The 24,396-nt window shown below is 63.7% G+C and carries 25 protein-coding genes and 1 other annotated feature; of the genes, 11 read left to right on the top strand and 14 right to left on the bottom strand.

The annotated features are described in order from the left end of the window. Positions 1-978: 978 nt before the first annotated feature. On the top strand, positions 979-2,640 hold the full coding sequence (locus tag DK389_RS22005; protein ID WP_109892807.1) for an IS1182 family transposase: 1,662 nt from the start codon (positions 979-981) through the stop codon (positions 2,638-2,640). A gap of 107 nt (positions 2,641-2,747) precedes the next feature. Here DK389_RS22005 and DK389_RS22010 read toward each other — a convergent pair whose 3' ends face one another. Then, complete coding sequence (locus DK389_RS22010; RefSeq protein WP_194075251.1) at positions 2,748-3,269, bottom strand: DUF4142 domain-containing protein; 522 nt, start codon at positions 3,267-3,269, stop codon at positions 2,748-2,750. Between the two features lie 564 nt (positions 3,270-3,833). Here DK389_RS22010 and DK389_RS22020 point away from each other — a divergent pair. The 3 genes from DK389_RS22020 to DK389_RS22025 all read left to right on the top strand — a co-directional run bounded on the left by DK389_RS22020 (position 3,834) and on the right by DK389_RS22025 (position 6,350). Further along, a complete protein-coding gene (locus DK389_RS22020) occupies positions 3,834-4,514 on the top strand; it encodes a hypothetical protein (RefSeq protein ID WP_109892811.1) in 681 nt (226 codons plus the stop codon). A gap of 229 nt (positions 4,515-4,743) precedes the next feature. Further along, positions 4,744-4,875 (top strand): hypothetical protein, encoded by a 132-nt coding sequence (locus DK389_RS35015; protein WP_257791906.1) that lies wholly within the window; start codon positions 4,744-4,746, stop codon positions 4,873-4,875. Between the two features lie 1,286 nt (positions 4,876-6,161). Then, entirely contained in the window at positions 6,162-6,350 is a 189-nt protein-coding gene (locus DK389_RS22025) for a hypothetical protein (protein ID WP_109892813.1), read from the top strand. 37 nt (positions 6,351-6,387) lie between these two features. Here the strand turns inward: DK389_RS22025 and DK389_RS22030 are convergent, their stop codons facing one another. The 3 genes from DK389_RS22030 to DK389_RS22040 form a co-directional block, all read right to left on the bottom strand. Next, on the bottom strand, positions 6,388-7,011 hold the full coding sequence (locus DK389_RS22030) for a recombinase family protein (protein ID WP_109892815.1): 624 nt from the start codon (positions 7,009-7,011) through the stop codon (positions 6,388-6,390). A gap of 181 nt (positions 7,012-7,192) precedes the next feature. Further along, positions 7,193-7,381, bottom strand: a complete 189-nt coding sequence (locus DK389_RS22035; protein ID WP_162560768.1) for a hypothetical protein — start codon at positions 7,379-7,381, stop codon at positions 7,193-7,195. Between the two features lie 190 nt (positions 7,382-7,571). Further along, positions 7,572-7,820: a hypothetical protein gene (locus DK389_RS22040; protein ID WP_109892819.1), complete on the bottom strand. Its 249-nt coding sequence runs from the start codon at positions 7,818-7,820 to the stop codon at positions 7,572-7,574. A gap of 155 nt (positions 7,821-7,975) precedes the next feature. Here DK389_RS22040 and DK389_RS22045 point away from each other — a divergent pair, with 155 nt between their 5' ends. Then, complete coding sequence (locus DK389_RS22045) at positions 7,976-8,677, top strand: sigma-70 family RNA polymerase sigma factor (RefSeq protein ID WP_109892821.1); 702 nt, start codon at positions 7,976-7,978, stop codon at positions 8,675-8,677. A gap of 84 nt (positions 8,678-8,761) precedes the next feature. Here DK389_RS22045 and DK389_RS22050 read toward each other — a convergent pair whose 3' ends face one another. Both DK389_RS22050 and DK389_RS22055 read right to left on the bottom strand, forming a co-directional pair. After that, positions 8,762-8,944 (bottom strand): hypothetical protein, encoded by a 183-nt coding sequence (locus tag DK389_RS22050; protein WP_162560769.1) that lies wholly within the window; start codon positions 8,942-8,944, stop codon positions 8,762-8,764. 367 nt (positions 8,945-9,311) lie between these two features. Beyond that, a complete protein-coding gene (locus tag DK389_RS22055) occupies positions 9,312-9,521 on the bottom strand; it encodes a hypothetical protein (protein WP_109892825.1) in 210 nt (69 codons plus the stop codon). Between the two features lie 312 nt (positions 9,522-9,833). Between DK389_RS22055 and DK389_RS22060 the strand changes: the two genes are divergently transcribed. Further along, positions 9,834-10,238 (top strand): GFA family protein, encoded by a 405-nt coding sequence (locus DK389_RS22060; RefSeq protein ID WP_109892827.1) that lies wholly within the window; start codon positions 9,834-9,836, stop codon positions 10,236-10,238. A 271-nt stretch (positions 10,239-10,509) separates the two neighbouring features. Here DK389_RS22060 and DK389_RS22065 read toward each other — a convergent pair whose 3' ends face one another. After that, positions 10,510-11,475: an alpha/beta fold hydrolase gene (locus DK389_RS22065; protein WP_418291964.1), complete on the bottom strand. Its 966-nt coding sequence runs from the start codon at positions 11,473-11,475 to the stop codon at positions 10,510-10,512. On the opposite strand from DK389_RS22065, the gene DK389_RS22070 reads away from it, so the two are divergent. After that, a protein-coding gene (locus tag DK389_RS22070; RefSeq protein WP_109888298.1) for an IS3 family transposase occupies positions 11,457-12,685 on the top strand; the annotation gives its coding sequence in 2 pieces (ribosomal slippage) (positions 11,457-11,745 and positions 11,745-12,685; 1,230 coding nt in all). The two genes, DK389_RS22065 and DK389_RS22070, sit on opposite strands and share 19 nt — an antisense overlap. Further along, positions 11,738-11,854 (top strand) — a sequence feature (AL1L pseudoknot). Its footprint overlaps the gene before it by 117 nt. A 187-nt stretch (positions 12,686-12,872) precedes the next feature. Here the strand turns inward: DK389_RS22070 and DK389_RS22075 are convergent. After that, complete coding sequence (locus DK389_RS22075; RefSeq protein WP_109892829.1) at positions 12,873-13,118, bottom strand: hypothetical protein; 246 nt, start codon at positions 13,116-13,118, stop codon at positions 12,873-12,875. Positions 13,119-13,243: 125 nt separating this feature from the next. After that, positions 13,244-13,843, bottom strand: a complete 600-nt coding sequence (locus DK389_RS22080; protein WP_109892831.1) for a phasin family protein — start codon at positions 13,841-13,843, stop codon at positions 13,244-13,246. Positions 13,844-14,992: 1,149 nt separating this feature from the next. Between DK389_RS22080 and DK389_RS34465 the strand changes: the two genes are divergently transcribed. Beyond that, positions 14,993-15,274 carry a response regulator transcription factor gene (locus DK389_RS34465; protein WP_236961032.1) on the top strand — a complete coding sequence of 94 codons (282 nt, stop codon included), beginning with the start codon at positions 14,993-14,995 and terminating at the stop codon, positions 15,272-15,274. A 648-nt stretch (positions 15,275-15,922) separates the two neighbouring features. On the opposite strand, the gene DK389_RS22090 is transcribed toward DK389_RS34465, so the two are convergent. Next, on the bottom strand, positions 15,923-16,123 hold the full coding sequence (locus DK389_RS22090) for a MucR family transcriptional regulator (protein WP_418291965.1): 201 nt from the start codon (positions 16,121-16,123) through the stop codon (positions 15,923-15,925). 302 nt (positions 16,124-16,425) lie between these two features. Between DK389_RS22090 and DK389_RS22095 the strand changes: the two genes are divergently transcribed. Continuing rightward, complete coding sequence (locus tag DK389_RS22095) at positions 16,426-16,971, top strand: YciE/YciF ferroxidase family protein (protein WP_109892835.1); 546 nt, start codon at positions 16,426-16,428, stop codon at positions 16,969-16,971. A gap of 127 nt (positions 16,972-17,098) precedes the next feature. On the opposite strand, the gene DK389_RS22100 is transcribed toward DK389_RS22095, so the two are convergent. After that, the gene (locus DK389_RS22100) at positions 17,099-18,760 is read right to left on the bottom strand and encodes an IS1182 family transposase (RefSeq protein ID WP_109892837.1); all 1,662 of its coding nucleotides are present in this window, start codon (positions 18,758-18,760) and stop codon (positions 17,099-17,101) included. A 224-nt stretch (positions 18,761-18,984) separates the two neighbouring features. Here DK389_RS22100 and DK389_RS22105 point away from each other — a divergent pair, with 224 nt between their 5' ends. Continuing rightward, on the top strand, positions 18,985-19,404 hold the full coding sequence (locus DK389_RS22105; protein ID WP_109892839.1) for a hypothetical protein: 420 nt from the start codon (positions 18,985-18,987) through the stop codon (positions 19,402-19,404). A gap of 664 nt (positions 19,405-20,068) precedes the next feature. After that, entirely contained in the window at positions 20,069-20,251 is a 183-nt protein-coding gene (locus tag DK389_RS22110; protein ID WP_162560771.1) for a hypothetical protein, read from the top strand. A gap of 302 nt (positions 20,252-20,553) precedes the next feature. Here the strand turns inward: DK389_RS22110 and DK389_RS22115 are convergent, their stop codons facing one another. From DK389_RS22115 to DK389_RS22125, 3 genes are all read right to left on the bottom strand, one after another. Beyond that, a complete protein-coding gene (locus DK389_RS22115) occupies positions 20,554-22,074 on the bottom strand; it encodes a DUF4214 domain-containing protein (protein ID WP_109892843.1) in 1,521 nt (506 codons plus the stop codon). Between the two features lie 264 nt (positions 22,075-22,338). Further along, positions 22,339-22,506 carry a hypothetical protein gene (locus DK389_RS33490; protein ID WP_194075099.1) on the bottom strand — a complete coding sequence of 56 codons (168 nt, stop codon included), beginning with the start codon at positions 22,504-22,506 and terminating at the stop codon, positions 22,339-22,341. A gap of 1,282 nt (positions 22,507-23,788) precedes the next feature. After that, on the bottom strand, positions 23,789-24,031 hold the full coding sequence (locus tag DK389_RS22125; protein WP_109892847.1) for a hypothetical protein: 243 nt from the start codon (positions 24,029-24,031) through the stop codon (positions 23,789-23,791). Positions 24,032-24,396 lie beyond the last annotated feature (365 nt).

A 24,396-nucleotide genomic window follows, 5' to 3' on the forward strand; every position in this document is an offset into this window, starting at 1 on the left:
CGGCCACCGCGTTGCCGTTCGGCGGCTGCCTGTGCGCCCTCGCAGTCACCGTCTACCTCACACATCGTGCGAACTGCGAAAGCAATCAGGCTGAAGGGCACTGAGCAAGTCGAAGGCTGACACAGCAGGTGGTGAGCCGGCAGCTCCGTACACAGCACCGGAGCCCCGGCGGCGCTGGTAGCGGAAGGACGGCGAGGCTTCCCAACTTGGGAGTAATCCTTGGCGCATCAGGGGAGCGCCCCTGAAACCTCCCGCCGGGCGCTTCATGTTCAAGGGATGCGCTGCCTCGCCACTTTCGCCGTTCTCCTCCTGCCCGGCCCCGCCTTCGCTGAGGCGGTCCCCATCCCCCGGGTTAATACTCAGCCCTGCCCTAGCGGCTACACCACCAGTGGCAGCTTTTGTTATCCCCTCCCCAAGGCTCAGCCTGCGGCATCGCGGCGTTCTGAGGAGACCTGCCCCACAGGCACGTTCGCGATCGGCCATGTGTGCCTCCCCTTCACTCAGGCGACGACCGAACCTCGCCGCTTCCCCTCCGCACCAGGAGAAGTTCTAGAGGCTGCTATGAACCTATGGCCTACTAAGTCATTGATTTTATTGGGCCAGACTGCGAACATGCCTGATAGCCCGGGGAATGGCGCCATCAAAGGGCAGCAGTGACTTGTCAGAGTGTCACTGCAGACCAGATCCAGCACACGCAGACCACGTACCGGCGGCACGTGCCCGGCTGCGGCGAAGGCGTGCCGGTGTGGGCGTTCAAGTGAGCAGACGCGGGCTGCTGAAGGCTGCAGGCGGGTTGGCCGCGCTTCTCGCTGGATCTGTCGTCTGTGCGGCCGGTCTGTTCGTCCTCTCGTGCATCGATGCGGTTGGCTTGGAGCAGTGGCCACTGCGCTATCAGTTCCTAGCCGGCCTCATGCTCTACGCGATCGGTGCAATGCTGGCCGTGCAGGTCCTGCAGAATGGCTGGATCGGAGGTCGCCCATGTCGCTCCGGTTGCAATCACCGCTCCCACCTGTGCCTGAAGATACCGCTCGCGTCGCCCAGATCGCGTTCCGACGCGGCAATCCCTATCTGCTCCTGCGCACCCGCCTCGGCACCATCTTCGCCGACACTGAGTTCGCCGACCTCTATCCCGCGCGCGGCCAGCCCGCCTACGCACCCTGGCGTCTGGCCCTCGTCACGCTCCTGCAGTTCCGGGAAGGACTGAGCGACCGCCAGGCCGCCGAGGCAGTCCGTGCTCGCATCGACTGGAAGTACCTGCTCGCCCTCGACCTCACCGATCCAGGCTTCGACTACAGTGTCTTGTGCGAGTTCCGCGGCCGGCTGCTGCAGCACGATGCCACCGGACGGCTGCTGGCCCGCATCCTCGACGCCGCACGCGACCAGGGCGTGCTCAAGGGGCGCGGGCGCCAACGCACCGACAGCACCCACGTGCTCGCCGCGGTGCGCGACCTCAACCGGATCGAACTGCTGGCCGAGACGCTGCGCGCGGCTCTCAACGCGGTCGCAGCCCTTGTCCCCGACTGGCTGCGCCGGGTCGTCCCATCCGACTGGCACGAGCGCTACGATCGCCGGATCGAGGATGCGCGCCTGCCCACGACCGGCCTCAAACGCGAGGTTTACGTGCTCCAGGTCGGGGCCGACGGCTGCCGCCTGCTCGACGCGCTGGATGGCGCGGACGCCCCGCCACTCGCTGTCGCCTTGCCATCCGTCGCCGTGCTGCGCCGGGTGTGGGCGCGGCACTTCGCGCGCGCAGGTGACGGCAGCCCACTTGCTGGGGCCGGCATCCGATTGCGCCCGGTGCAGGGGCGTGGACCCGGTGACCGGATCGAGTCGCCCTACGACGTCGATGCTCGGTTCCGGGCCAAGTCCGGAACCGACTGGACCGGCTACATGGTCCACCTGACTGAGACCTGCGACCCCGACCTGCCTCGGCTGGTCGTTCACACCGACACGACGCCAGCCAACGTGCACGAGGCGATGCGCACCGCCGCGATCCATGCCGCCCTGGCCAGCTCGGGACTGCTCCCTTGCGAGCACCTGGTCGACGCTGCCTACGTGAGCGCCGAGCATCTGGTCACGGCCCGCGAGCGGCATGGCATCGCCCTGATCGGCCCGACGCGGCCGAACCAGAGTTGGCAGATGCGTGAGGAGGATGCGTTCCAAGTCACCGACTTCGCGGTCGACTGGGAGCGCCACCGCGTGCGCTGCCCCGAGGGGCACGAGAGCACGAGTTGGGGCGCCTACCGGGACAAGGCGAGCGGACGCCCATTCATCCGCGCGGGCTTCAAGCCCGCCGTCTGCCGCCTATGCCCTGCCAAGCCGCGTTGTACCCGGGCGGCGAGCCGCCGCCTCAGCCTGCATCCGCGCGCCGAGCACGAGGCGTTGGCGGCTGCGCGGCAGCGGCAGGAGAGCGAGGAAGGCCGGCGGCTCTACGGGCAGAGGAAAGGCATCGAGGCGACGATCGCGCAAGGCGTACGCAGCTTCGGCCTGCGCCGGGCACGCTACCGCGGGCTGGCGAAGACGACCTTGCAGAGCGTGGCGACGGCGGCCGCTCTCAACGTCGATCGCCTCGCTGCCTGGCTCTCGCTGCGTCCGCTGGCACCCACGCGCACCTCACGCTTCAAGGCCCTCACGGCATAGCTGTCGAATTCGCCAACAGTGTCCCGTCGTTTTCTAGACCGCAGAACGAGCATCAAGGATCGGGCGGGTTCAACGTTTTCCTGCCCGCCCAATCCCTTTTTGTGAGCCTACTTGTCGAGCTTCTGCGCCATCTGGAGATGCTGCTCCAGGGCAGGCTGGGTCTTGCCGGCCCAAGCCTTCAAGTCCGCATTATCACCGCCCTTGGCGTAGCGCTGGAACAGGTCCACCGCGTTCTTGTGCGCCGTGACCTGATCGCTGTGGTACTGCTTGTTGAAGTCGTTGCCCTTCAAGCCCTTCAGCTTGTCGAGTTTGCTCTGATGCGTGCTGTCGAGCGCAGCCGGAATGGTGGCCTGCACCTTGCCACCCTGAACCATCGCCTTCATCTCGCTCGATGTCTTCTGGTGGTCGGCGATCATCTGCTGGGCAAACTTCTTTGTTGCCTCGTCGCCCCGCTCCGCCGCGAGCTGGCTCGACTGGATCTCGAACATGTCGCTGATCGCAGCTTGCGTCACGAAATCTGCGGTGGACGGGCTCGCGCCCACGAGTGAGTTCACGCCGGTTTTCTCACCCACCGACTGTGCGAGGACGGGCGTCGCGGCAAGCAGGCCAGCGACAATGAGGGCATGCATCTTCATGACAGTTTCTCCTTGAGGCCGAGAAACCAAGCTCGGATTTTTCTAGTTCCGCAGGGCTGAGGAATGCAGATCGCAACGCCTGCCTACAGGCACAGGATGGCAGAGATCGTGCGGCGCAAATCCTGAGGCGGTGTCTTGCCCTTCGGGCGGCACGCCTCAATCAGCGGCTCCAGGCTCATCCAGTCCGCGTCCGTCAGCATCGCAGCTCCCACCCAGGAGGGGCAGAACGCCCGCGTCCTTAAACGGCTCAAGATTGAACAGGGCTTCCTACAATTTAGTATATCCAAGGAAAGTCGCGTATTCACTCTACCGGCTTGGCTTGCCCGGTGCTGTAATGCGGAGATGATCGGTGCCGCTTTCGAGCGGCCGGCTTCGCCATCGTGGGCGCAGCACGCACCCATTTAGCTCCGCAAGTATTGATTGTTTCTTGTTCGACTTCAAACTCAGATTGCGTCCATTACTTGCAGTCATAAATGTGAACGAGGTCACAGAAGTTCACGAGTAAAGGGGGTTTCGTTCGCGGGCAGCCAATCAGGGCTGCTACTGCGGAGAGCCCCCATGACACTGCACCGTCCCCTCCTCGCCTTGGGCCTCGCCGTCCCTCTGGCGCTCACTGTGGTCGCTCCGGCGTCCGCTTTCGGATTCAGCGACCTAAACCCTGTCAAGATTGCAAAGGGCGCGGTGAAGGTAGCGAAGAAGGCAACCAAGACCGTCAGCAGGACGGTTGAGAAGAGTGCAAAGGCCGTCGGTAAGACGGTCGAGAAGGGCGCGAAGAGCGTTGGTCACGCCGCCGAAAGCGTTGGCCAAGATGCCGTCAAGACAGTGAAGGCTGCACCGAAGGCCTATATGAAGGTCGCCAAGCCCGTCGGCGGGGCGATCTCAACGTATTATCACCACGCCGGCAAGGCCATCGAGAACACGCCTTTGAAGGTCTTCAAGCCGCTGGCCGATGATGTCGCCAAGGCAGCGCGTACGAAGGAAGCCAAGATCGGCGCAGCAGTCGGCGTGGGCCTGCTCACCGGCGGTGGCGGAACAGCTGCATTGCTACGTAGCGGCGGCACGGCCGCGGGAGCGGGTGCGATGACTGCCTATTACGGGAAGCAGGTGTACCTGAAAGGCCGCGAGGCCGCCAAAGACTACCGGCAGCATGGAATGAAGAAGGCCAGCGGCACCATCATGAGCTCCTACGAGGAGCGGCGGAAGGAGATCAGAGGCATGCAGGACTACAGCCGGCGCTAAAACGGTGCCGACCTAACGTGCCCCTCGGAGCGTATCTGAGGGGCACTTGGCGTCGGCCTGCATCCGGCATGCCGCTGGCATCCGATTTCTGGGTCCGTGGCGGCCGTCGCCGCACGGTTGGTCCTCAGGCGCGGATCAGACCTCGTTCCACTCAGCGACTGCCAAATTCGCGGGAAGTAGGACACAGCGGGTCCCAGTGCGCGTTGATGCAGCACAGAGGGAGGCCCGCATGAGGCACTTCCTTGAATGGCACGCCAAGATCCCTCTGTCCGCGTGGGTCATCGTCTTGGTGGCTGAGGCCCTCGCCTATGGCGTGGTTGTCATCGCGATCTATGCCGCGGTGACTGCCAGCTTGCAGTGACGATGAGCAGGAGCATCCGGACGTCGCCCGGGAGATAACTCTTCATTCACCGATCGGGCCGAGCCTGACTGTGCTCGCCGCTGTCCTTCCCCTCATCGGCGACAGCCCCTGCCGGCCACTTCTGCGACGGCCGGCAGGGGCATGCTCTCCTCGATCATCGATTTGGTTTGGGCCAACGTGATCGCGGTCACGGATGCCGGCAGCCCGATGAGGCATTCCGGTGCTGCCCGGGGAGCAGCGCCACTAACCGCCCTCCAGATCTCGCTCAGCCGTGTCAGCTGGCATTCTCCTCGGGCCCACCCTCCCTCTATACCGCCTCGACTGGACTTGGCGAGGAGCGTGCGGGCGCCAAGCCTGATCGCACCCTAAAGGACGGGACTCGGGCCAGCTCCAACTGACTGACGGCGGGTTGCCTGTGCGCCTCGATTGTTCTCAATCTTGTTCGCCCGCTGGCTAGTCTGACGCGCTTTCGAGGCAACTCAAGCTCGGAGCACTCGACTTCGGTCGCCGCCCCGCCTTTCTTCGATTTGTTTTTTGCCAAAGCGGTAACAACAGCGCCGGCCGCGCTCGGGTGCGAACCGAGCCGCCGGCTCTCGGCCGTTTTGCGCCACCCGCCGAGTGGGCGCGGGCCGCCCATGCGTAAGCAGTCCCTCATTTCAACTGCGAGGGCCACAGGATCGTTCGGGAAGCTCATACAGATCCACCGCCACACTTCCGCGCCTGTTTGGCGGCCCAACGCTCTCGGTCGCCTACGGAGTTCTGTACACATCCTAGGGCCGCGTGCTCGGCCTCGCCTACATACAACGGTCAAGGCTGCCCATGGGTAGGTCACGCGGGGCGCGGCCGTCATCGTCAGTTCGGCGCTTTGATCGCCGGCGGGCAATCGGGTGAGGGGGAAGCCATTACCCGCCGGCGACCGCACACCAGCATGTGCCGGGGCGCTGGTATGAAATACACCGCGCGGACTAATGCAAGTTAAATCGCGAACGAGCCAGACGATCGCCCCCTCAACTACCGTCCGGCCCGCTGCGAACACGGCGGAATGTTCCACCGCACCGCAGCATCGATTTCGCACAACTGAGATCTACATGCAATCAGTGACGTTTGCCGAGCCCGGCTTAATCCTTGAAGCCTGCACGCAGGCGACCCGCAACCCGCACATCGCTACCTGTGCTTAACCGTCGATGCGCATACCAGCTCGTCCAGAGGGAACCCGTACAATTTGACGCAAATTCGCGTCCGATCCTTCATGGGCGTGGTCGATCCTCATCTCACCCACAGGGGAGATGAACATACGCCACTTCAAAGCTGCTTTCGTTGCCGTCGCGGTTCTGGCTGGTACCGGCGGTTTGGTTCGTGCTGAACTCGCGCTCGCTCAGAGCGGGACCGTCATCATGGATGAGGCGCACGCTCAGATGGGCGGCCCGCTCTTCCAGGTGACGAACCTGCAGACCCAGGCAGCCAAGAAGGCTTGAAGGCAGCAGCGCGATGGACCTGCTCCTGTCTCGCTGTTCAGTCGATCGGGCTCAGCGTCTTAGAGACGGCAGCGACCATCGTGCGGGAGCACCCAGCCGCATCCATCACCGCCTGCCAGGACATGCCGCGGTGAAGCATGTCGGCAATGGCCTTGTGCCGCTTCAGATCCGCGGGACGGCCCCGGTACTTGCCCTCCACCTTGGCGCGCGCTTGCCCTTGTGCCTGCCGGCGGCGCCGGTCGTCGTAGTCCTTGCGCGCCACAGCCGCGAGCATGTCGAGGAGCATCGCGTTGATGGCTTCGAACATGCGGCCGGTGAACTCGTCGGCGCTTTGGGTCGCCATCATCCAGGAGGTCGGCAGATCGAGCGCCACCACGCGGATGTGGCGGGCGGCAATCTCGGCCTTCAGCTTCTCCCAGTCGGCAGAGGTCAGGCGCGAGAGGCGGTCCACCTGCTCCACGAGCAGGATGTCGCCGGCCTGGGCATCGCGCAGGAGCCGGAACAGCTCGGGGCGGGTGAGCTTCGAGCCGGACTCGTTCTCCACGTACCAGCTCGCGATCCTGAGCCCCCGCTCGACCGCAAAGGCTTCGAGCTGCGCGCGGGCTCGGCTAGCGTCCTGTTCGCCGGTAGAGGCGCGGAGATAGGCACGGACGAACGACATGGCGGATTCCGGTCCGTTTTGGATCGTCCGTATGCTATTGGTCCGTTTTGAATTGTCAATCGGCATTTTTCGGACCGGATTTCAGCCGGTCTGGAAAGGGCATGCCCAAACCGGACCGACAGAGTTCCATGACCGGGATCTGTAAGGAGACGCAAGCTGCGCCCCCATAGCGGCTTAGGGCCTATTTCCCTGCCCATACGGGCCGCTTACCCGCCCAAAACGGGGCCGCGGCCCATTGCTGTCCGCTTATCGTCTTCTCCGTGTCTCCGACCCGAAGGAGCACCTTCTCGGCATCGTCACGCCCGGTCCGTGAGCCGATAAAGACAGCCGGTTTGCCATCCACCTCTTTCAACACGCTGCGGTAGGTCATCTCACCCTCCTGCTGCATTGCACTGAAGATATCGCGGTGCAGCAATTGGTGCGAGTGCGCGCCGGCACAGCCCTGAGGTCCCGCTGTCACGAGGGTCTATGACATCGCCGGGTCGGGCCTATCAAAACGCCGAAGCTGGGCCTTGTGAGGGGCGAGTGATCGTTTCGCGGTCCTCCCACTAGGCCAAGCCCTATTGGAACGGTGGTCCGAGTGCTCTGAGCATTGCCCGTAGGTCCGTATCCGGCCGCTCCCCTTCCCAGCGCACCAGCACGGCGCCACAGGCCGCCATCATGGCGCGCAGGTCCTCAACACACTGCTCGGCCTCGGCAAGCGTCAGGAACCCGCAGCGCCAGTGCACCGAACCGGCCGCAGAAGCAGCCACGACCGCGAACCGCCCGTCTGGATGGTCGACGATGCTGTAGGTCACTGAGCGCGCCATTAACCCCAATCGCACTGGCTTGCAGAGGACGGCAGGAACGCGAGCGCCACGCGGAACGATCCTCCAACGGCCTAGTTAGGTGTTCACTGTACAGTCAGAGTGCTCAGCGTACGCCTCCGCGCATGACTCTGAGAAAAAACAGCAGGTTGAAGGACATGCTGATACCAAGCGGGCTCGGTGCGCATCAGCCAGATGTGCGGGACGCAACAGCTTCGGCTCCCCTGTCTGTAGCCGTCCTCGATCACCTCGGCTTCGAGCTGCAGGCGGCCTACGGCGCGCTGATGCAGGCTCAACCGCCGCAGCGGTTGCTCGACCTGATCGCGCAGCTCGACAGCGCGCTCGCCGTGCAGGGTGGGAACGCAGAAGCCTTCCGCGACGGCCTGATCGCGATGCTTCCTGACCTGCGAGCGTTCGCGATGTCGCTCGTCCCGGACGCGGCACGCGCCGACGACCTCGTGCAGGAGACGCTGGTTAGAGCGTGGGCAGCTCAGGATCGCTTCCTGCCGGGCTCGAACCTGAAGGCGTGGGCTTTCACGATCCTGCGCAACCAGTTCTACAGCGAGTGCCGCAAGACCAAGCGCGAGGTCGAGGACGCGGATGGCGTTATGGCCGGCACCCTGACCGCACCCGCCGCTCAGGAACATGGCACGGATCTGCGCACCATCTGGACGCACATCGCCAAGCTGCCAGCGGTCCAGCGCGAGGCCTTGTTGCTCGTGGGCGCGCAGGGCCTGACCTACGAAGCTGCCGCCGAGGTGATCGGCTGTCAGACAGGAACGGTGAAGAGCCGTGTCAGCCGGGCGCGTTCGCTTTTAACGAGCTTGCTCGCGATGCCCTCAACACGGGTGTCCGCCTAGGCGCTGAGACGTGATCGGTGACGAGGCCGTCCGCTTCGCGCCAACCGCGGTGCAGCCGGAACCTGCTCATCGGTAGCTTCCTCGCTACAGTTGCGTTTCTATCTGCTCAAGCACGGTCCACTCTCGGCGCAGAGCGTTCAGCTGACCCATCTGCTCGTAGAGGCATTGCCGGGCCGCGGCGGCGTCGCTGCCGATCCGCACCAGAGCCAACACCGTACTCGCCTGCACTGTCGTAAGCAGTTCCAGCTCTGCAATGAGGTGGCTCATCTCTTGGCGTGTCGCATCCCAGGTTGTCATCATCCGGCTCGCCCAGATCCCGGCACATACTGACCCCGAAAAGGTACGCAGCGCTAGCGGGACCATAGGAAAGGCTCCATAATGTCCAATCGGCGATCAGCCTGCGCCCTTGGACATAAGCGCGCAAAGAAAAACCCCGGCGGGGCCGGGGCTGAAGGTCATCTCTGGGGATCGAAAGCACGGCCGCGGGGGATGGAAGCGGACCGTGCATTAGATCAACGGCTCCGCAGATCACCCGTTCCTCGCAGCTCCACGGCATTCCGCGGACGCGAAAGAGCCCCGCCAGGGTCTGGCAGGGCTCATCAACTTGCGGCGTCAGTGCCGCGTGCGGGCTCACTCAGGCGGCGCGCTTGGCAGCCATGGCCGGAACGTTCTCGTTGCCGGCCTTGACGCGGCTGACCTTGCCGGCAGCAGAGGCGGTCTCGGTGACGGCGACGAACTCGCCGGCAGCGGCAGCCTTCGGGTTCAGACGGTCAGCCGCGAAGGCGACCAGCGCGGCGTTGGCGGCACCGGCAGCGACGGCGGCGGTGAGGAACAGAGCGATCATGGTGGGCGTCCCCGTGCGGTTGTTTGCGTTGGGGCGCTTATGCCACCAAACGCCCCACGCTGGCATACCAGATGCCAGATGCCAGTTCTGCATTTAACGCATAGGTGTGGGCACTTTCTGGCCGAGACCCAACATTTTTGCATTATGGCGCCGCGCCGATCAGCTTGTGGGATGTATCCTTCCACCCCGGAGGCGCCCTGTCCCGCCGGGCAGGGTGAGTTTCCTCTCACCAGCCGAGAATCCCAGTATGGTTTTTCATAGGACAAGAAAGCCGTGTGCGCTCAAGCGCCGTACGGCAGTGAGGAATGGCCGATGGCGCTGAGGGGAAGCTGCTTGTGCGGAGCCGTCCGCTACGAAGTCGATCAACTCGACATGCCAATCGTGCATTGTCACTGCGTGACCTGCCGCAAGGCCCATGCGAGCGCCTTCGCCACATCCGCAGGCGTCCTGCGCGAGCATTTCCGCTGGACAGCAGGTGAGAGCCTATTTCGGACCTACCCCTCCTCGCCGGACAAGCTGCGCCACTTCTGCTCCGAATGCGGCACCCACCTTATGGCCGAGCGTCCGGCGCAGCCGCATGTTCTCGTACGGGTATCGACCCTCGATGACGATCCTGGTCAGCGGCCAACGCGACACATCTGGATTTCGCACGCCGCGCCGTGGCTGACCGACGAGGCCGACGTGCCCCGCTATGCGGGCTGGGAGCGGGAGCACTAACGTTCATGGATCCCTTCAGCCGACGAGGTGTCCGGCCTGATGGAGCATGCCGCCGCGGCGGCGCTCGCAGCAGCCGTTCGCAGGGTGGGTGTTATGGAGCCGCTCGGTTCGCAGAAGCGTGTTTGTGGCACCTCCCTCAGATGCTTACCGAACCAGCCAGAGCCCTACGAAAGTGGGGGAAGCCGAGCAGACCGCGCGGCCGTCCTCATCAGTCACCAGCACCATAATCGCGCGCTGACCTCCGTCCTCTGGGATCTCCTCCCGCGCGACATTAAGCTGCTCTCGCGCCCACCTTGCCGATGGCGCGATCTACGGCTCCGACGACCTGGCCGGGCGCGAGGTGATGGATCATGTGCCCCATGCCTGGTACGACGATGAGCTCGCTGTAGGCGATTTCGCCGTGCAGCCGCTCTGACTGGCGGCCGACATCTGCGATCTGATCGTCCGCACCCGCGACGATCACGACGGGTAGCTTCAACTCGCGATAGTGCTCCTGAAGCTCAACCGTGACGGGCGTCATCAGCGCAGCGTCCTCAGCGGAGGCTCGCAGCTGCGGGGGCCGCAACATCAGCTCCTTCGGGAACTCTCGGTCGAAGCGGTCCGGCACTGAGGCCGGCGCGAACATGGCCTTGATCAGGCCCGGCAGAAGAAGCCGGGAGATCACGGGTGAGATCGTGTAGCGCATCGCATCACCCACTACCGGGATGGCAGGTGGCGAGAACAGGATCACGTCGGCGCGCAGAGTTGGAAAGTAGTAGCCCGAGGCTAAGACGAGACCGCGCACGAGCTGAGGGGCCTGCAGCGCGAGGGCGACCGCGACCAGGGTGCCCCACGAATGCCCAAGCACCACGGCTTGCGAGACACCGAGCTGCTGCAGCGCCTTCTGGAACAGGGTCGCATGCGCTCGCGGTGTCCATAGCGCCCGCGGTCGCTCACTGTAGCCGTAGCCGGGACGATCGATGATGATGATACGGTAGCGCTTGGCGAGTTCATCGACGATGCCGCTGACCAGGAAGTCCTGGATCATTGTTCCGTTGCCGTGAATGAGCACCAGGGGCTCGCCTTGCCCGCGCTCGACGTAATGCAGGCGCACGCCATCGACCGTGAGGAAGCTGCCGATGGGGGGATGGCGCTGCTCCGCCTCACGAGCCTTGGCAACAGCGTAGAGTGAACCGCTCCGGGATTTTCGGAGGCTCCAACTCTTGAGAGACTGGAGCCATGACGAAGCATACTCCACCCTTCTCCCCTGAGGTTCGCGAGCGGGCAGTCCGGCTGGTTCGGGAGCATGAGAGCGAGCACGGTTCACAGTGGGCGGCGATCCAATCGATCGCGGCCAAGATCGGCTGCTCGGGTGAGACGCTGCGGAACTGGGTCAGACAGGCCGAACGCGACGGCGGCGTACGAGCCGGGCCGACCACGGACGAGCGCGAGAGGATCAAGGCGCTGGAGCAGGAGAACCGCGAGCTTCGGCAAGCCAACGAGATCCTGAGGAAGGCGTCGGCGTATTTTGCTCAGGCGGAGCTCGACCGCCGGTCCCGGTCATGATCGCCTTCATCGACGATCATCGCGCCACCTACGGGGTCGAGCCGATCTGCAGGGTTCTGCCGATCGCCCCGTCGACGTACCACGCTCATGCCGCGCGGCGGGCCGATCGCGGCAGACTGCCGGCTCGAGCCAAGCGGGATGCCGTGCTCATGGCCGAGATCCGGCGCGTTCACGCGGCGAACTTCGGCGTCTACGGCGTGCGCAAGGTGTGGCGGCAACTCGCCCGCGAGGGGATCGCGGTGGCGCGCTGCACGGTGGCGCGGCTGATGCGGGCGATAGGACTGCAGGGCGTCGTCCGCGGACGCAGAGTTCGCACGACCATTCCCGATCCGGCTGCCTTCTGCCCGCTCGACCGGGTCAACAGACAGTTCAAGGCCGAATGCCCGAACAGGCTGTGGGTAGCGGATTTCACCTACATCGCCACCTGGGGCGGCTTCGTCTATGCGGCTTTCGTGATCGACGTCTTCGCCCGCCGGATCGTGGGCTGGCGTGTGTCGCGCTCAGCCCGGGCAGACTTCGTGCTCGATGCCCTGGAGCAGGCCCTTCATCAACGTCGGCCCTTCGCCAGCAGCGGGCTCGTCTGTCACTCAGATCGCGGATCGCAGTATGTGAGCATCCGCTACACCGAGCGCCTGGCCGAGGCCGGCATCGAACCGTCTGTCGGCAGTGTTGGCGATAGCTACGATAACGCCCTCGCTGAGACGGTGATCGGCCTGTTCAAGGCCGAAGTGATCCATCGGCGTGGGCCGTGGCGATCCTTCGAGGCGGTCGAGTACGCCACGCTCGAGTGGGTCGATTGGTTCAATCACCGTCGGCTGCTTGAACCGATCGGCAACGTGCCTCCCGCCGAGGCGGAAGCGCGCTACTATGCAGAGGTCGAGGTTCAAGCCTTGGCCGCCTGATCCAAACCAAACAGCCTCCGGGAAACCCGGTGCGGTTCAAGAGCGCAGATGCGCCGAGGGCTGCTGCGGACCCGAGCAGGGCTGGCACCAGCCAGCGACGTGACTTGGAACGCTGTGTCATGACGTGAGCCTTGTGTCGTGGGGACGGCCTCGGCCGGAAAGGCGGCCAAGGTGGGAGCATTCCGCTCTAGGCGGCAGACAGACGCTTGGCGTTGGCTGCGACATGCTCGCGGTAGCGAGCGACCACTGTCTCGCAGGAGCCGCCCGTCATCAGCGTGCCGGACGCCTCGATGAAGGCGCTGACCTTCTCGCTCACCATCTGCTGGGCCTCGGCGCAGCCCTCAGAGCCACCCCAGGCGAGCTTCATGAGCCGAAGCTCAACGACCTTCTGAGCCTCCAGGACAAGCAGGGCGACGGCAAAGGGGTTGTACATGGCATGCTCCGCGCCGCGAGGCGCCGGAGCCCGTGCGACCGAAAAAGAAAAGGGCGGCCGAAGCGACCGCCCTTCTGGCTTGTGGTGAACCCGAGATCGTGGCTCGGGTTCAGGTGCTGTGCGCCTCAGCGGACGATCGTGGGCGTCTGCGCGACGCTGGCGAAAGCCTTGCTAGCCTCCTCGACAGCGCGGGTCGAGGTCTCGGTGATCGCCCGGCTGTCCTGCACGATGTGCTGCAGGCTCTCGCGCGCCAACTCGCTCTGGATCGCGGCAAACTCCTGGACCGATTTGGCCCGGGTCAGCTTGTTCAGGCCGTCGAGGTTACGTTGCACCTGGCTCTGAGCCAGACCGAACCAGCTGCGCGAGGCATCCTGGAAGGCTTGGGTCAGGACCGTGCCGCAGCGTGCGACCGCTTCTATGTTCTGCTTGGACTGGCGGGCGAGGCGCTCGCTGTCCTCACCGGTGAAGCCCAGCGTCTTGGTGAAACGTGCACCGGCCTCACGCGCCTGCTGCGAGGCCGTCTCGACGCTCCGCTGCACGATCTGCTTGGTGTTCTCGCTGGCCCGCTCGCTGAGATCGACCATCTTGTTCACACCGTCGCGCGTGGCGTCAGCGAACTGCTTGCCCTGCTCGGCGGTCCTGTCGAGGGTCGCCTTGGCCGTGTCGGCGGCCTTGTCGCTCTGCTCGGACTGCTTATTCTGGTTGGAATTCTGATTGAAGGCCATGGTGGCTTTCTTCCCTATAGATTATGAATTCGAGACGATTATGCCTAATATAAATTCGCTCATCATCTTAGATGGCGAAAGAAGTTATTTCGTTTATCGCACTGCACTTAAGTGGTTTTCTAATGATTTACTTTCAAGTCTGCAGACGAATTTAGGCAAGATTTATTTTATGAAGATTTTCGTCAACCGTCAGGTTCGGGACGTAAGCCTCTGAATGCGCTGCACAACGTCGAGGAAGGGTGCTGATGGCTCCAGGGCGTCAGCGATACCGTAACAACGATCCTCGCCGTCTGCAGCGATGGGCAGGAACTCGTCATCGGATGAGCGCAGCTTTGTTCCAGCAGGCGCCGAGAAGGATTGGGCGGATGCATGGGTGATGGCACGGTCGCAGTAGCGCCCGCAGGTTGAGCGTTATGGAGCCGCTCGGTCCGCAGAAGTACGTTTATGGAAACGTGCGGTTGATCAAGGGATCAGTGATCGCTAGCGCGATGTACCAACTGACCTGTAGAGGTTGAGGCGCACTGGCTGAGGACGAGCTCTTCGGCAACCGCTATTCGGAAAAGCGGGTCGCCATCTACGCCGCGATCTCTACCAGTATCAGACCTTAGCCTGTGTCTAGTACTACGTACTAGATCGTCCGGGTTGGGTAATTTGCCACATAATAATTTTGGAACCATAAGAGTCTTGCGGCCATTTAAAGCTAAAATGAGTAATACTTTTTCATTTTTAAGGGGCTCCCAAGTGCTAAATACCATTGTGCCGACAGTAGTAGTGACAGCAAATTCACTCGTCCACGAGGGCCTTAAATCCTATCTTTCAGCATCTCGGTTCCAGGTCGTTGTTCCAAGATCGGAACAAACTGAAGAGACTGCAAATGAACCTTCGCTCATCATTCTAGTTGCAACCGATCTATTGCATATTAAAAACTTTTCGATAAAAAGTTTCTCGAATAATGAGACAAAGTTGGTTCTGCTCTGTAACGACGAGTTGGTTAAATTTCTCCCCAAAGATATAGTTCGCTCCGCAAATGGCATCCTCGATAGCGAAATCGACGGGAAAACACTGATACTTGCTCTGGATCTGCTCATGAACGGTATTTCTGTTCATTCATCGAAAATAATGGAGCTTCTAATAGGCCAATGTTATCACATGGATGGGCCAATTTATGTTAAGCATGAGGCCGTCGGAGAAGGCGTAAGCTCAGGTTTTTCAGCGCAACCCCAATCAGAAGCTCGACCCCTGTCGCCTGCTGAGATTAGAGTTCTCAAATGTCTTGCCGAAGGATCATCCAATAAGGTCATTGCTATTCGTTATTGCTTATCGGAGGCCACTGTTAAGATACACGTCAAGAACATTCTTCGAAAGGTTAATGCGGGGAACCGAACTCAAGCAGCAATTTGGGCGCGCGAGAATGGCGTCCATTTTTCGTAGCTTCAGAGTAGATACCAACGGACGACTCGCTTCTCTCTTCGATCATAGCTCAGTCGCGCCAGGTTCATCAGGGCAGGCAGTCAGTTGTTCGGCACAAACTGCACAGGTGGTCTCCGCGCCGAGATTGATGAGCGTCTGTCGAACCTCGCTCTCGGCCACCTCAAGCACCGTCTTGGGCGCATGGTGCGACCCGTGCAAGCAAGCTCGTTGAGGTCCTGCCGGGCTGAGGCGGGAAGGAGCAGGGCAGCGTCTATGCAATCCTGCTGCCCGGCCGCCTCGTTCCGACGAAGACGCGCATCTTCGTCGAGGAGATCACGCAATCCATCAGGGCGGGACGGAACCAACGAGACGACGCCCAGCAGAGCGTCGTTCCAATAGGGCTTGCCCTAATGGAACGTTCCAAAGCAGTTCCAAGGGAGTAGCTTCGGGATTTTGGAACGTGCTGTCAGCGTATGTCTCAGGGCTGAGTGGAGTGGTTCAAGGTAGATTGGCTGTCGAACGTCGTGGGGCTCCATCCTTCCGGCGGCATCGGCATGGATGGGCAAGGCGGCGACGGCCCATAGGCCGTCGCGCAGCCCGGCAGCAGAGGCCTACTCGGCCGCCTCAGCCACGGCAGGCTTGCGCGAGCGGCCGCCACCCTTTGCCTTCTCAGGTGCGGTCGGTCCCGCTTCCGACTTGCTCCGTGGCTGGATCGGCGGGTGTGCTCAATCCAGCGAGTGCTGCGTGCACGGAGGTGATCAGGTCCGGCAGGTCGGCTGTCCGGACGGAGTTGTTGGAGACGTACGCTGACACGATGTCGGTCGCCAAGCCGATGTAGTTCGCGACCGACGCTGAGGTGTTCTCTTCCACGGTATGCTTCCCATAACTTCCAAGACTGCGAGCACCTCAGTGGAATGGGTCAGCGTACAAGTCAATGCGTAGACGCCGCAGTCAGCCCACTCCATTTTAGATCGAGCTGGGCTTAGTAGGATCAGCTGGTAGCACAACACCAAAAGGGTTCCCTTCGTCGGCCTCGTTTCCCCGACATTCACAAACGACTAAAGCAGCTCCCCGCAGGGACCTCTGCCCCTTCTCGCACGTTCTGACGACAACGCCTGCCGCTGCCAAGCTGCTGGCGACAGGACTGAACGGTGTGTGGGAGATAGAATTACATGGCTACCAAGCAGAAGACCTTGCACGACGCCTTCTACGAGACGCTGAAGGACGTGTACTACGCTGAGAAGCAGTCCGTGCGCGCCCTGAAGAAGTCGGCCAAGGCTGCCGAGCACGAGGAGTTGCGCCAGGCGTTCGAGACGCACGCTGAGGAGAGCGCCAACCAGGTTGAGCGCCTGCAGCAGGTGTTCGAGATCATCGGCAAGCCGTCTCGCGCCAAGACCTGCGAGGCGATGCAGGGCCTCACCTCCGAGATGGACGAAGACCTGGAGGATTTCGGGGACAGCCCGGCGGCAGATGCGGTGCTGGCGGCCTGTGCTCAAGCGGTCGAGCATTACGAGATCGCCCGCTACGGCACCTTGAAGACCTGGGCGGGCCAGCTCGGCTACGATGACGCCGCCAAGCTCCTGGATGAGACGCTGCAGGAAGAGAAGAAGACCGACCAGCTGCTCTCGCAGATCGCCGAGCGCATCAACGTCGAGGGCGCAGAGACTGAGGCTGTGGCTGCAGCCCCCAAGTCGGCGAGCAAGGGCAAGACGGCATGAGAGGCGAATGGGCGACGGCCGAGTAGGTGCCATCGATCACGTGCGTCGAGAGGAGGGCTGCCGAACGGCAGCCCTCGTTCTTTGCGATGTCTAGAAAACGACGGGACACTGTTGGCGAATTCGACAGCTATGCCGTGAGGGCCTTGAAGCGTGAGGTGCGCGTGGGTGCCAGCGGACGCAGCGAGAGCCAGGCAGCGAGGCGATCGACGTTGAGAGCGGCCGCCGTCGCCACGCTCTGCAAGGTCGTCTTCGCCAGCCCGCGGTAGCGTGCCCGGCGCAGGCCGAAGCTGCGTACGCCTTGCGCGATCGTCGCCTCGATGCCTTTCCTCTGCCCGTAGAGCCGCCGGCCTTCCTCGCTCTCCTGCCGCTGCCGCGCAGCCGCCAACGCCTCGTGCTCGGCGCGCGGATGCAGGCTGAGGCGGCGGCTCGCCGCCCGGGTACAACGCGGCTTGGCAGGGCATAGGCGGCAGACGGCGGGCTTGAAGCCCGCGCGGATGAATGGGCGTCCGCTCGCCTTGTCCCGGTAGGCGCCCCAACTCGTGCTCTCGTGCCCCTCGGGGCAGCGCACGCGGTGGCGCTCCCAGTCGACCGCGAAGTCGGTGACTTGGAACGCATCCTCCTCACGCATCTGCCAACTCTGGTTCGGCCGCGTCGGGCCGATCAGGGCGATGCCATGCCGCTCGCGGGCCGTGACCAGATGCTCGGCGCTCACGTAGGCAGCGTCGACCAGGTGCTCGCAAGGGAGCAGTCCCGAGCTGGCCAGGGCGGCATGGATCGCGGCGGTGCGCATCGCCTCGTGCACGTTGGCTGGCGTCGTGTCGGTGTGAACGACCAGCCGAGGCAGGTCGGGGTCGCAGGTCTCAGTCAGGTGGACCATGTAGCCGGTCCAGTCGGTTCCGGACTTGGCCCGGAACCGAGCATCGACGTCGTAGGGCGACTCGATCCGGTCACCGGGTCCACGCCCCTGCACCGGGCGCAATCGGATGCCGGCCCCAGCAAGTGGGCTGCCGTCACCTGCGCGCGCGAAGTGCCGCGCCCACACCCGGCGCAGCACGGCGACGGATGGCAAGGCGACAGCGAGTGGCGGGGCGTCCGCGCCATCCAGCGCGTCGAGCAGGCGGCAGCCGTCGGCCCCGACCTGGAGCACGTAAACCTCGCGTTTGAGGCCGGTCGTGGGCAGGCGCGCATCCTCGATCCGGCGATCGTAGCGCTCGTGCCAGTCGGATGGGACGACCCGGCGCAGCCAGTCGGGGACAAGGGCTGCGACCGCGTTGAGAGCCGCGCGCAGCGTCTCGGCCAGCAGTTCGATCCGGTTGAGGTCGCGCACCGCGGCGAGCACGTGGGTGCTGTCGGTGCGTTGGCGCCCGTGCCCCTTGAGCACGCCCTGGTCGCGTGCGGCGTCGAGGATGCGGGCCAGCAGCCGTCCGGTGGCCTCGTGCTGCAGCAGCCGGCCGCGGAACTCGCACAAGACACTGTAGTCGAAGCCGGGATCGGTGAGGTCGAGGGCGAGCAGGTACTTCCAGTCGATGCGAGCACGGACTGCCTCGGCGGCCTGGCGGTCGCTCAGTCCTTCCCGGAACTGCAGGAGCGTGACGAGGGCCAGACACCAGGGTGCGTAGGCGGGCTGGCCGCGCGCGGGATAGAGGTCGGCGAACTCAGTGTCGGCGAAGATGGTGCCGAGGCGGGTGCGCAGGAGCAGATAGGGATTGCCGCGTCGGAACGCGATCTGGGCGACGCGAGCGGTATCTTCAGGCACAGGTGGGAGCGGTGATTGCAACCGGAGCGACATGGGCGACCTCCGAGCGGGACGCTCAGCCTACGCCCAGCACCCTACCTTCCGGAATTCGCCAACAGTGTCCGACGGTTTTTGAGACAGGGCTGCGAGGGTGGGAGTCGCTCCCTAGACTCGGTCTGTCGGCGGCGCAGGCTATGCTGTGACAGGAGAGATCTAGGCGTCCGGCGAGCTGGTCGGTACGGTCAGGCTTCATTGGCTCGTCAGCGCCGAGAACCACGATGTCCATCCGGCGCGAGCACCACTTCTTCTACCCAATCGATTGGCCGCAGCTCTCAGCCTTGATCCGCTCCCGCAGGGCCGGTGGGCGCTGCGAAGGTTGCGGTCGGCCACACGGGCATCGTGTCATTCACCTGGGAGATGGCCGCTGGTGGGACGCCGCGAACGGCGTGTGGCGGGACGGGCGAGCCAAGCTTCTGCGCAGCCTGCCAACCGCCGAGCAAATCGCTGCTGTCCGAATGACGAAGGTCGTGCTTGCGACCGCCCACCGCGACACAGGCAACAACGCGGCCTCGAACCTCGCTGCCTTCTGTCAGCGGTGCCACCTGCTGCAAGACCGGCCTGAGCATCAGCGGCGACGATGGCTCACCCTGTTTCGGCGCAAAGCCCTAGGCGACCTGTTCAGCGGCCCGTACGCCTAATTCGGCGTTCGTGAGCAGCCTCTTCCAATGGTCGGTGGCGTGTCTGACGGCTCCATAACGCTCAATCGGCGAGGGGCTGTTGCGAAGCTAGCGCGCTGGTGCGGCCGAGTTACCATCATCGTCCGCCTGAGGAGGGCCCCGACAGGCCCGCCCACTCGGGGGTGGCGCAAAACACCGAGAGCCGGCGGCCCTCTTACCCCTTTTCCGGGGCGCGACCGGCATCTTCAGTTCGGCGCTTTGATCGCCGGCGGGCAATCGGGTGAGGGGGAAGCCATTACCCGCCGGCGATCGCACACCAGCATGTGCCGGGGCGCTGGTATGAAATACACCGCGCGGACTAATGCAAGTTAAATCGCGAACGGGCCAGACGATCGCCCCCTCAACTGCCGTCCGGCCCGCTGCGAACACGACGGAATGTTCCACCGCACCGCAGCATCGATTTCGCACAACTGAGATCTACATGCAATCGGCGACGTTTGCCGAGCCCGTCTTAATCCTTGAGGCCTGCACGCAGGCGACCCGCAACCCGCACATCGCTACCTGTGCTTAACCGTCGATGCGCATACCAGCTCGTCCAGCGGGAACCCGTACAATTTGACACAAATTCGCGTCCGATCCTTCATGGGCGTGGTCGATCCTCATCTCACCCACAGGGGAGATGAACATGCGCCACTTCAAAGCTGCTCTCGTTGCCGTCGCGGTTCTGGCTGGTACCGGCGGTTTGGTTCGTGCTGAACTCGCGCTCGCTCAGAGCGGGACCGTCATCATGGATGAGGCGCACGCTCAGATGGGCGGCCCGCTCTTCCAGGTGACGAACCTGCAGACCCAGGCAGCCAAGAAGGCTTGAAGGCAGCAGCGCGACGGACCTGCTCCTGTCCCGCTGCTCAGTCGACCGGGCTCAGCGTCTTAGAGACGGCAGCGACCATCGTCCGGCTGCAGCCGGCAGCATCCATCACCGCCTGCCAGGACATGCCGCGGTGAAGCATGTCGGCAATGGCCTTGTGCCGCTTCAGATCCGCGGGCGGCAGTGCCGGTTCTCAGCTTCGACACGAGCTTGATGCTGCGCGTGCCGCTATGGGTTCGGCGGCCTTCAGACGGCCTCTACCGCGAGATTGAGGTCTCCGAGATGCGGCCCAGACTGCTTGGACATCACAGCACGATCCCGCCGTAGTCGCCGCCGTGAAAGCGGAAGGCAGCCTCGGTGAGGTTGGTGACGCCCTCCAGATGGATAACCGCATCGGCCTCGCCGTTGTGATTGGCATCCACGTAGAGATTACTCTTCGACGTGTCGAATACAGCGAAGGCTACGTCCCGTCCTACCAACTCGACATCTTGTCCAATCACCCCCAGAGCGGCATGTTCATTCGGGACGGAACGGAGCTGAATTGCGCTCATCTTGCCGGCGAATAGCGGCGTGAAGTCGAGCACGTCGCCATTGTAGACGGCCGTGAGCTGGCCGGCGCCCTGGTTGGCCGGCGCCCCCGGCGTGCCGATCGTGTTCGGATGGAAGTCGGTGATCGTGTCCATGTGCGCTGCCGTCGACTGGTTGGCGTCGCCGAACACGAACACGTCGTTGCCGGCGCCTCTGGTGAGCGTGTCGGTTCCGTAGCCGCCGGCGAACACGTCGCTGCCCGCTCCACCTTTCATCGTCAGACCTTGCGCCGCATCGTGATGCGACGACCCGTCGAAGAAGACGGCGCCGGCCGCCCCCGTTCCGGTGACGCCAGACGCGTCGAACTTTGTCACATTCGGCAGTGCGCTTTCGTCGAAGATCACACCGTGGCTGCCCGTGACCGTGACCGTCGTGGCGGCCGCAGCATTCAGGTTCACGACCAGGGTGGTGCCTCCGGAGCTGACCGCGGTGTCGAGGTTGATCGTCTCCACGCCCGCGACCTTCACCGGCGCCCCGTCGTTGCTGCCATGGACGATCAGGTTCAGCGTGTCGGAGCCGCCCTGATCCTGGATCGCGTCGCCCGAGGTCAGGGTCGCGTCGAAGCCGGCACCGACGACGGCGTTGTAGGTGTCGTTGCCGGCGGTGCCGGACAGCGTGTCCGTTCCGCCCGTGAGCGTGAAGAAGTGCTCGGAGCCGCTCAGGAGCGGATGAGCCCCATACACGTCCTGACCCTGCGCCGCCTTGAACAGGAAGTCGTTTACTGCGGCGTCCGAGCGGGCGATGAACTCGGCCGACTGCGCGAAGCCGTTGAGCACGTCGGCGCGCGACGCGACGCCGGAGCCCGGCGTATTGACCGCCTCCAGCCAGGAATGCAGTTCTACGGCCGAGGCGCTCCGGCCGAGCACGTTCGCGTAGAGCGACTGGAGGTAGCTCTCGGTGACGGTCTCGCCGCTGCCGTAGAGCGCCGTGAATTCCGCGGAGTGAGAAAAGATCTCGACGATCGCTTTGAGGTTCTGGCCGGACGCCTCGAAGGCGTTGACGTTGAAGTGCAGGCCGTCCTTGTCCGGCACGCGGCCGAACGCGCCCTGGTAGAGGCGGATGATCGGGTCGACGTTTCCGTTGGCCTCCGGCGAATGCACGATCGAGTCGTAGATCTGCGCGTCGGTGAAGAATCCGGATTGCGAGGCCGAGACGAAGGCATTCACGTCGGCGTCGCCTGGCGCGCGCTGCAGGACGTTCTCGAAGGCCATGGAAACCTGCGCAGTTGTCAGGGCCATGAACGCCTCCTCAGGGTGATGGGACACCGAGCGATGAGGGGTTGTGGCAAGAGCGTGCTGGGCGGACTGTGACCGCGATCACGCTTGGATCAGCCTGCGGGCCAACTCGGAGCAGGGATCGAGCGGACGCTCTATAACGCCCAAGCCGCTCGGGGATCAGGATCCGCTTTCAGGTCAGCGAGGGCATGGCTCGGATGTGAAAAAGCCCCGCCAGAGCCAGGCGGGGCTGATCATCTTCCAGTACGGGAGCTGCAGGCTTGCTGCTCAGGCGGCGAGCTTCACAGAAGCCGGCGCGTTCTCGTTGCTGACCACAAGAGGGCGAGCGGGAGCGGCATCGGCCTTGGGGTTCAGGAAATCAGCCACATAGAACACCAGCGAGACATTCACGGCGAGGGCGGCGAAGAAGGCGTAGTAGAGCAGCAGGTTGATCATCGGCGGCGCCTCATGCGTTTGCGTTGCAAAATATATCGCACTGCACGCGGCTTTCTGGCACACCACATTCCACCGGCCAGTCATGCATTTATGACATGCCTCAGCCGGAAAGCGGCCCGAGGGTCGGCGTTTATGCAGGATGATGCCTGCTCCAAGCAGGCCCGCTCGCGTTATTCTGCAGCCATGCAAGAGACTGGGTCTCACATGTTCGCGCTGCACATTCTCCGCCTGCTTGTACGGCGCTGCGCGAGCGGATCAGCAAGGAAAGGCGAGACGACGGATGTAGGGGCCGCCGTCTCGCCAGTGCAGGAGTCGCTAAGCCGGCCGCAAGCGGGGGGTTGATCGCCGCGGCCGAGGTAACAGTCGTCCCGGACCGCGGCTGCATTGCGGCCAAAGCGTTGCCCGCGCATTTCCGGCCATGCCCTCGCATCAGGGCTCGCCAAGAAGGTCAGAAGTTGATGCTGCCCCCCATTGTTCGGCTCCATGGTGGCGCCGGTTCGGAATGCGCCACCGCAGGCGCTCGACGATGCACGAAAGCCATCACAGATCGCCCCGTCGCAGTCGCGTGGTGCACCCCAGCGGCGGCCATAGCGGCGGCACGAGCGCGAGCAGTGGCACGGCTGGTAGGGCTCGCTGAGCCTTCATCTCCCACAGGATCGAACAGCGGGCGCTCTGCCTGCGTTAGCTGAGGGCCACCCTAATGAGGCGGCTTGAGGAGACGCAAAGGCGAATTCCTATGAGAACGTCCACTCTCACGATTGCCGCTGGCCTGCTCGTACTGGGTACGACCGTCTGGGCAGCCGACAACAGCAGCCCAGGGGCATCGGGCAACGCTCCCGGTCGGACAGGCAAGATGCAAGGCTCACCCAACGCGGCAGGCTTTAAGCGCGACGATGCGACCGGTTCGACAGGCACCGCCGGCTCGCCTGGGATGAGCCGCTCGGGAACCTCGAACAGCACGGGCGCGAATGACGCGGGCTCAGGCTCATCGCCCGGAGCGAAGGGCAGCGGGTCCGGCAGCCGCTAAGGCCGCTTCAGCCTAGATGCAGGGCCGAACAGCGGGCGAACCGGTGCGCAAGCGTCAGGCTCGCTCCGAGCACGGTGTCATCTCGATCGGACTTGGCCTAGCTGCAGCTCGCGTACAGCAGGGTCGAGCCGCCGGGCCTGCATCTGGGCAAGGGTCAGCTTCGTCGACATCTCTTATGCTCGCAGCTGAGGACCGCCGAGGCTGATCCGCTTCGACAGCTGATCCCCAGCGGACCTAACGGTCGTCAACCCACCTTCAGACGGACGGATACGTCGGCCGCACCTTCCAGAGCCGGAAGCCATGCCCGTTGCGGGCACCCTCAACAAAAACATCAACGCATTCGGCCATGCGCGCCTGCGCAGCAGCCAGTGTGCCGAAGGTCTCAGACAAGGAGATCTTCCGATTTGGGCCGACGCAGATCGAGATCCACGGCATTCCAGGCGCCGGCGGATCGTAGATGATAAAGGTATGGCTCAGCCCATGGTCCTTGCCGGCCATCGAATGCTTCCCGGGAGTGACACTGGGGCTTACAACAACCGGCTCGCTGAAATCTCTCCGTATTCATCGCCGTTGGTGCGGATGGAGACACACTTCAGACTAGAAGCAGAGAGTGAATACGTGTGAGAACAGCAGGCATGTGCCGCGCATCCCAGATCCTTGCCGGTATCCTCCTCGCATCGGCCTCTCCGGTCGGAACGCAGGACTGTCAAACCGAGCAGAAGATGAGGGTGCCTCGCGATGCGGGCCGGGTACAGGATGTACCTAGAGGTGGGCTCGGGAGGGAGGCAGACCGTGCGTGCGCAGGTCGAGCAACTCGCGATAACCTTCATCGAGACCATCGCACTTGAGGAGGTGGTAGCGTC

This window comes from Methylobacterium durans, from assembly GCF_003173715.1.
GTDB classification, from domain to species: domain Bacteria; phylum Pseudomonadota; class Alphaproteobacteria; order Rhizobiales; family Beijerinckiaceae; genus Methylobacterium; species Methylobacterium durans.

Coding starts and splice junctions, on each gene's coding strand:
- DK389_RS22005 (WP_109892807.1), top strand. CDS start 979: ATGTCGCTCCGGTTGCAATCACCGCTCCCACCTGTGCCTGAAGATACC.
- DK389_RS22010 (WP_194075251.1), bottom strand. CDS start 3,269: ATGCATGCCCTCATTGTCGCTGGCCTGCTTGCCGCGACGCCCGTCCTC.
- DK389_RS22020 (WP_109892811.1), top strand. CDS start 3,834: ATGACACTGCACCGTCCCCTCCTCGCCTTGGGCCTCGCCGTCCCTCTG.
- DK389_RS35015 (WP_257791906.1), top strand. CDS start 4,744: ATGAGGCACTTCCTTGAATGGCACGCCAAGATCCCTCTGTCCGCGTGG.
- DK389_RS22025 (WP_109892813.1), top strand. CDS start 6,162: ATGAACATACGCCACTTCAAAGCTGCTTTCGTTGCCGTCGCGGTTCTG.
- DK389_RS22030 (WP_109892815.1), bottom strand. CDS start 7,011: ATGTCGTTCGTCCGTGCCTATCTCCGCGCCTCTACCGGCGAACAGGAC.
- DK389_RS22035 (WP_162560768.1), bottom strand. CDS start 7,381: ATGACCTACCGCAGCGTGTTGAAAGAGGTGGATGGCAAACCGGCTGTC.
- DK389_RS22040 (WP_109892819.1), bottom strand. CDS start 7,820: ATGGCGCGCTCAGTGACCTACAGCATCGTCGACCATCCAGACGGGCGG.
- DK389_RS22045 (WP_109892821.1), top strand. CDS start 7,976: ATGCTGATACCAAGCGGGCTCGGTGCGCATCAGCCAGATGTGCGGGAC.
- DK389_RS22050 (WP_162560769.1), bottom strand. CDS start 8,944: ATGAGCCACCTCATTGCAGAGCTGGAACTGCTTACGACAGTGCAGGCG.
- DK389_RS22055 (WP_109892825.1), bottom strand. CDS start 9,521: ATGATCGCTCTGTTCCTCACCGCCGCCGTCGCTGCCGGTGCCGCCAAC.
- DK389_RS22060 (WP_109892827.1), top strand. CDS start 9,834: ATGGCGCTGAGGGGAAGCTGCTTGTGCGGAGCCGTCCGCTACGAAGTC.
- DK389_RS22075 (WP_109892829.1), bottom strand. CDS start 13,118: ATGTACAACCCCTTTGCCGTCGCCCTGCTTGTCCTGGAGGCTCAGAAG.
- DK389_RS22080 (WP_109892831.1), bottom strand. CDS start 13,843: ATGGCCTTCAATCAGAATTCCAACCAGAATAAGCAGTCCGAGCAGAGC.
- DK389_RS34465 (WP_236961032.1), top strand. CDS start 14,993: ATGGATGGGCCAATTTATGTTAAGCATGAGGCCGTCGGAGAAGGCGTA.
- DK389_RS22095 (WP_109892835.1), top strand. CDS start 16,426: ATGGCTACCAAGCAGAAGACCTTGCACGACGCCTTCTACGAGACGCTG.
- DK389_RS22100 (WP_109892837.1), bottom strand. CDS start 18,760: ATGTCGCTCCGGTTGCAATCACCGCTCCCACCTGTGCCTGAAGATACC.
- DK389_RS22105 (WP_109892839.1), top strand. CDS start 18,985: ATGTCCATCCGGCGCGAGCACCACTTCTTCTACCCAATCGATTGGCCG.
- DK389_RS22110 (WP_162560771.1), top strand. CDS start 20,069: ATGCGCCACTTCAAAGCTGCTCTCGTTGCCGTCGCGGTTCTGGCTGGT.
- DK389_RS22115 (WP_109892843.1), bottom strand. CDS start 22,074: ATGGCCCTGACAACTGCGCAGGTTTCCATGGCCTTCGAGAACGTCCTG.
- DK389_RS33490 (WP_194075099.1), bottom strand. CDS start 22,506: ATGATCAACCTGCTGCTCTACTACGCCTTCTTCGCCGCCCTCGCCGTG.
- DK389_RS22125 (WP_109892847.1), bottom strand. CDS start 24,031: ATGGCCGGCAAGGACCATGGGCTGAGCCATACCTTTATCATCTACGAT.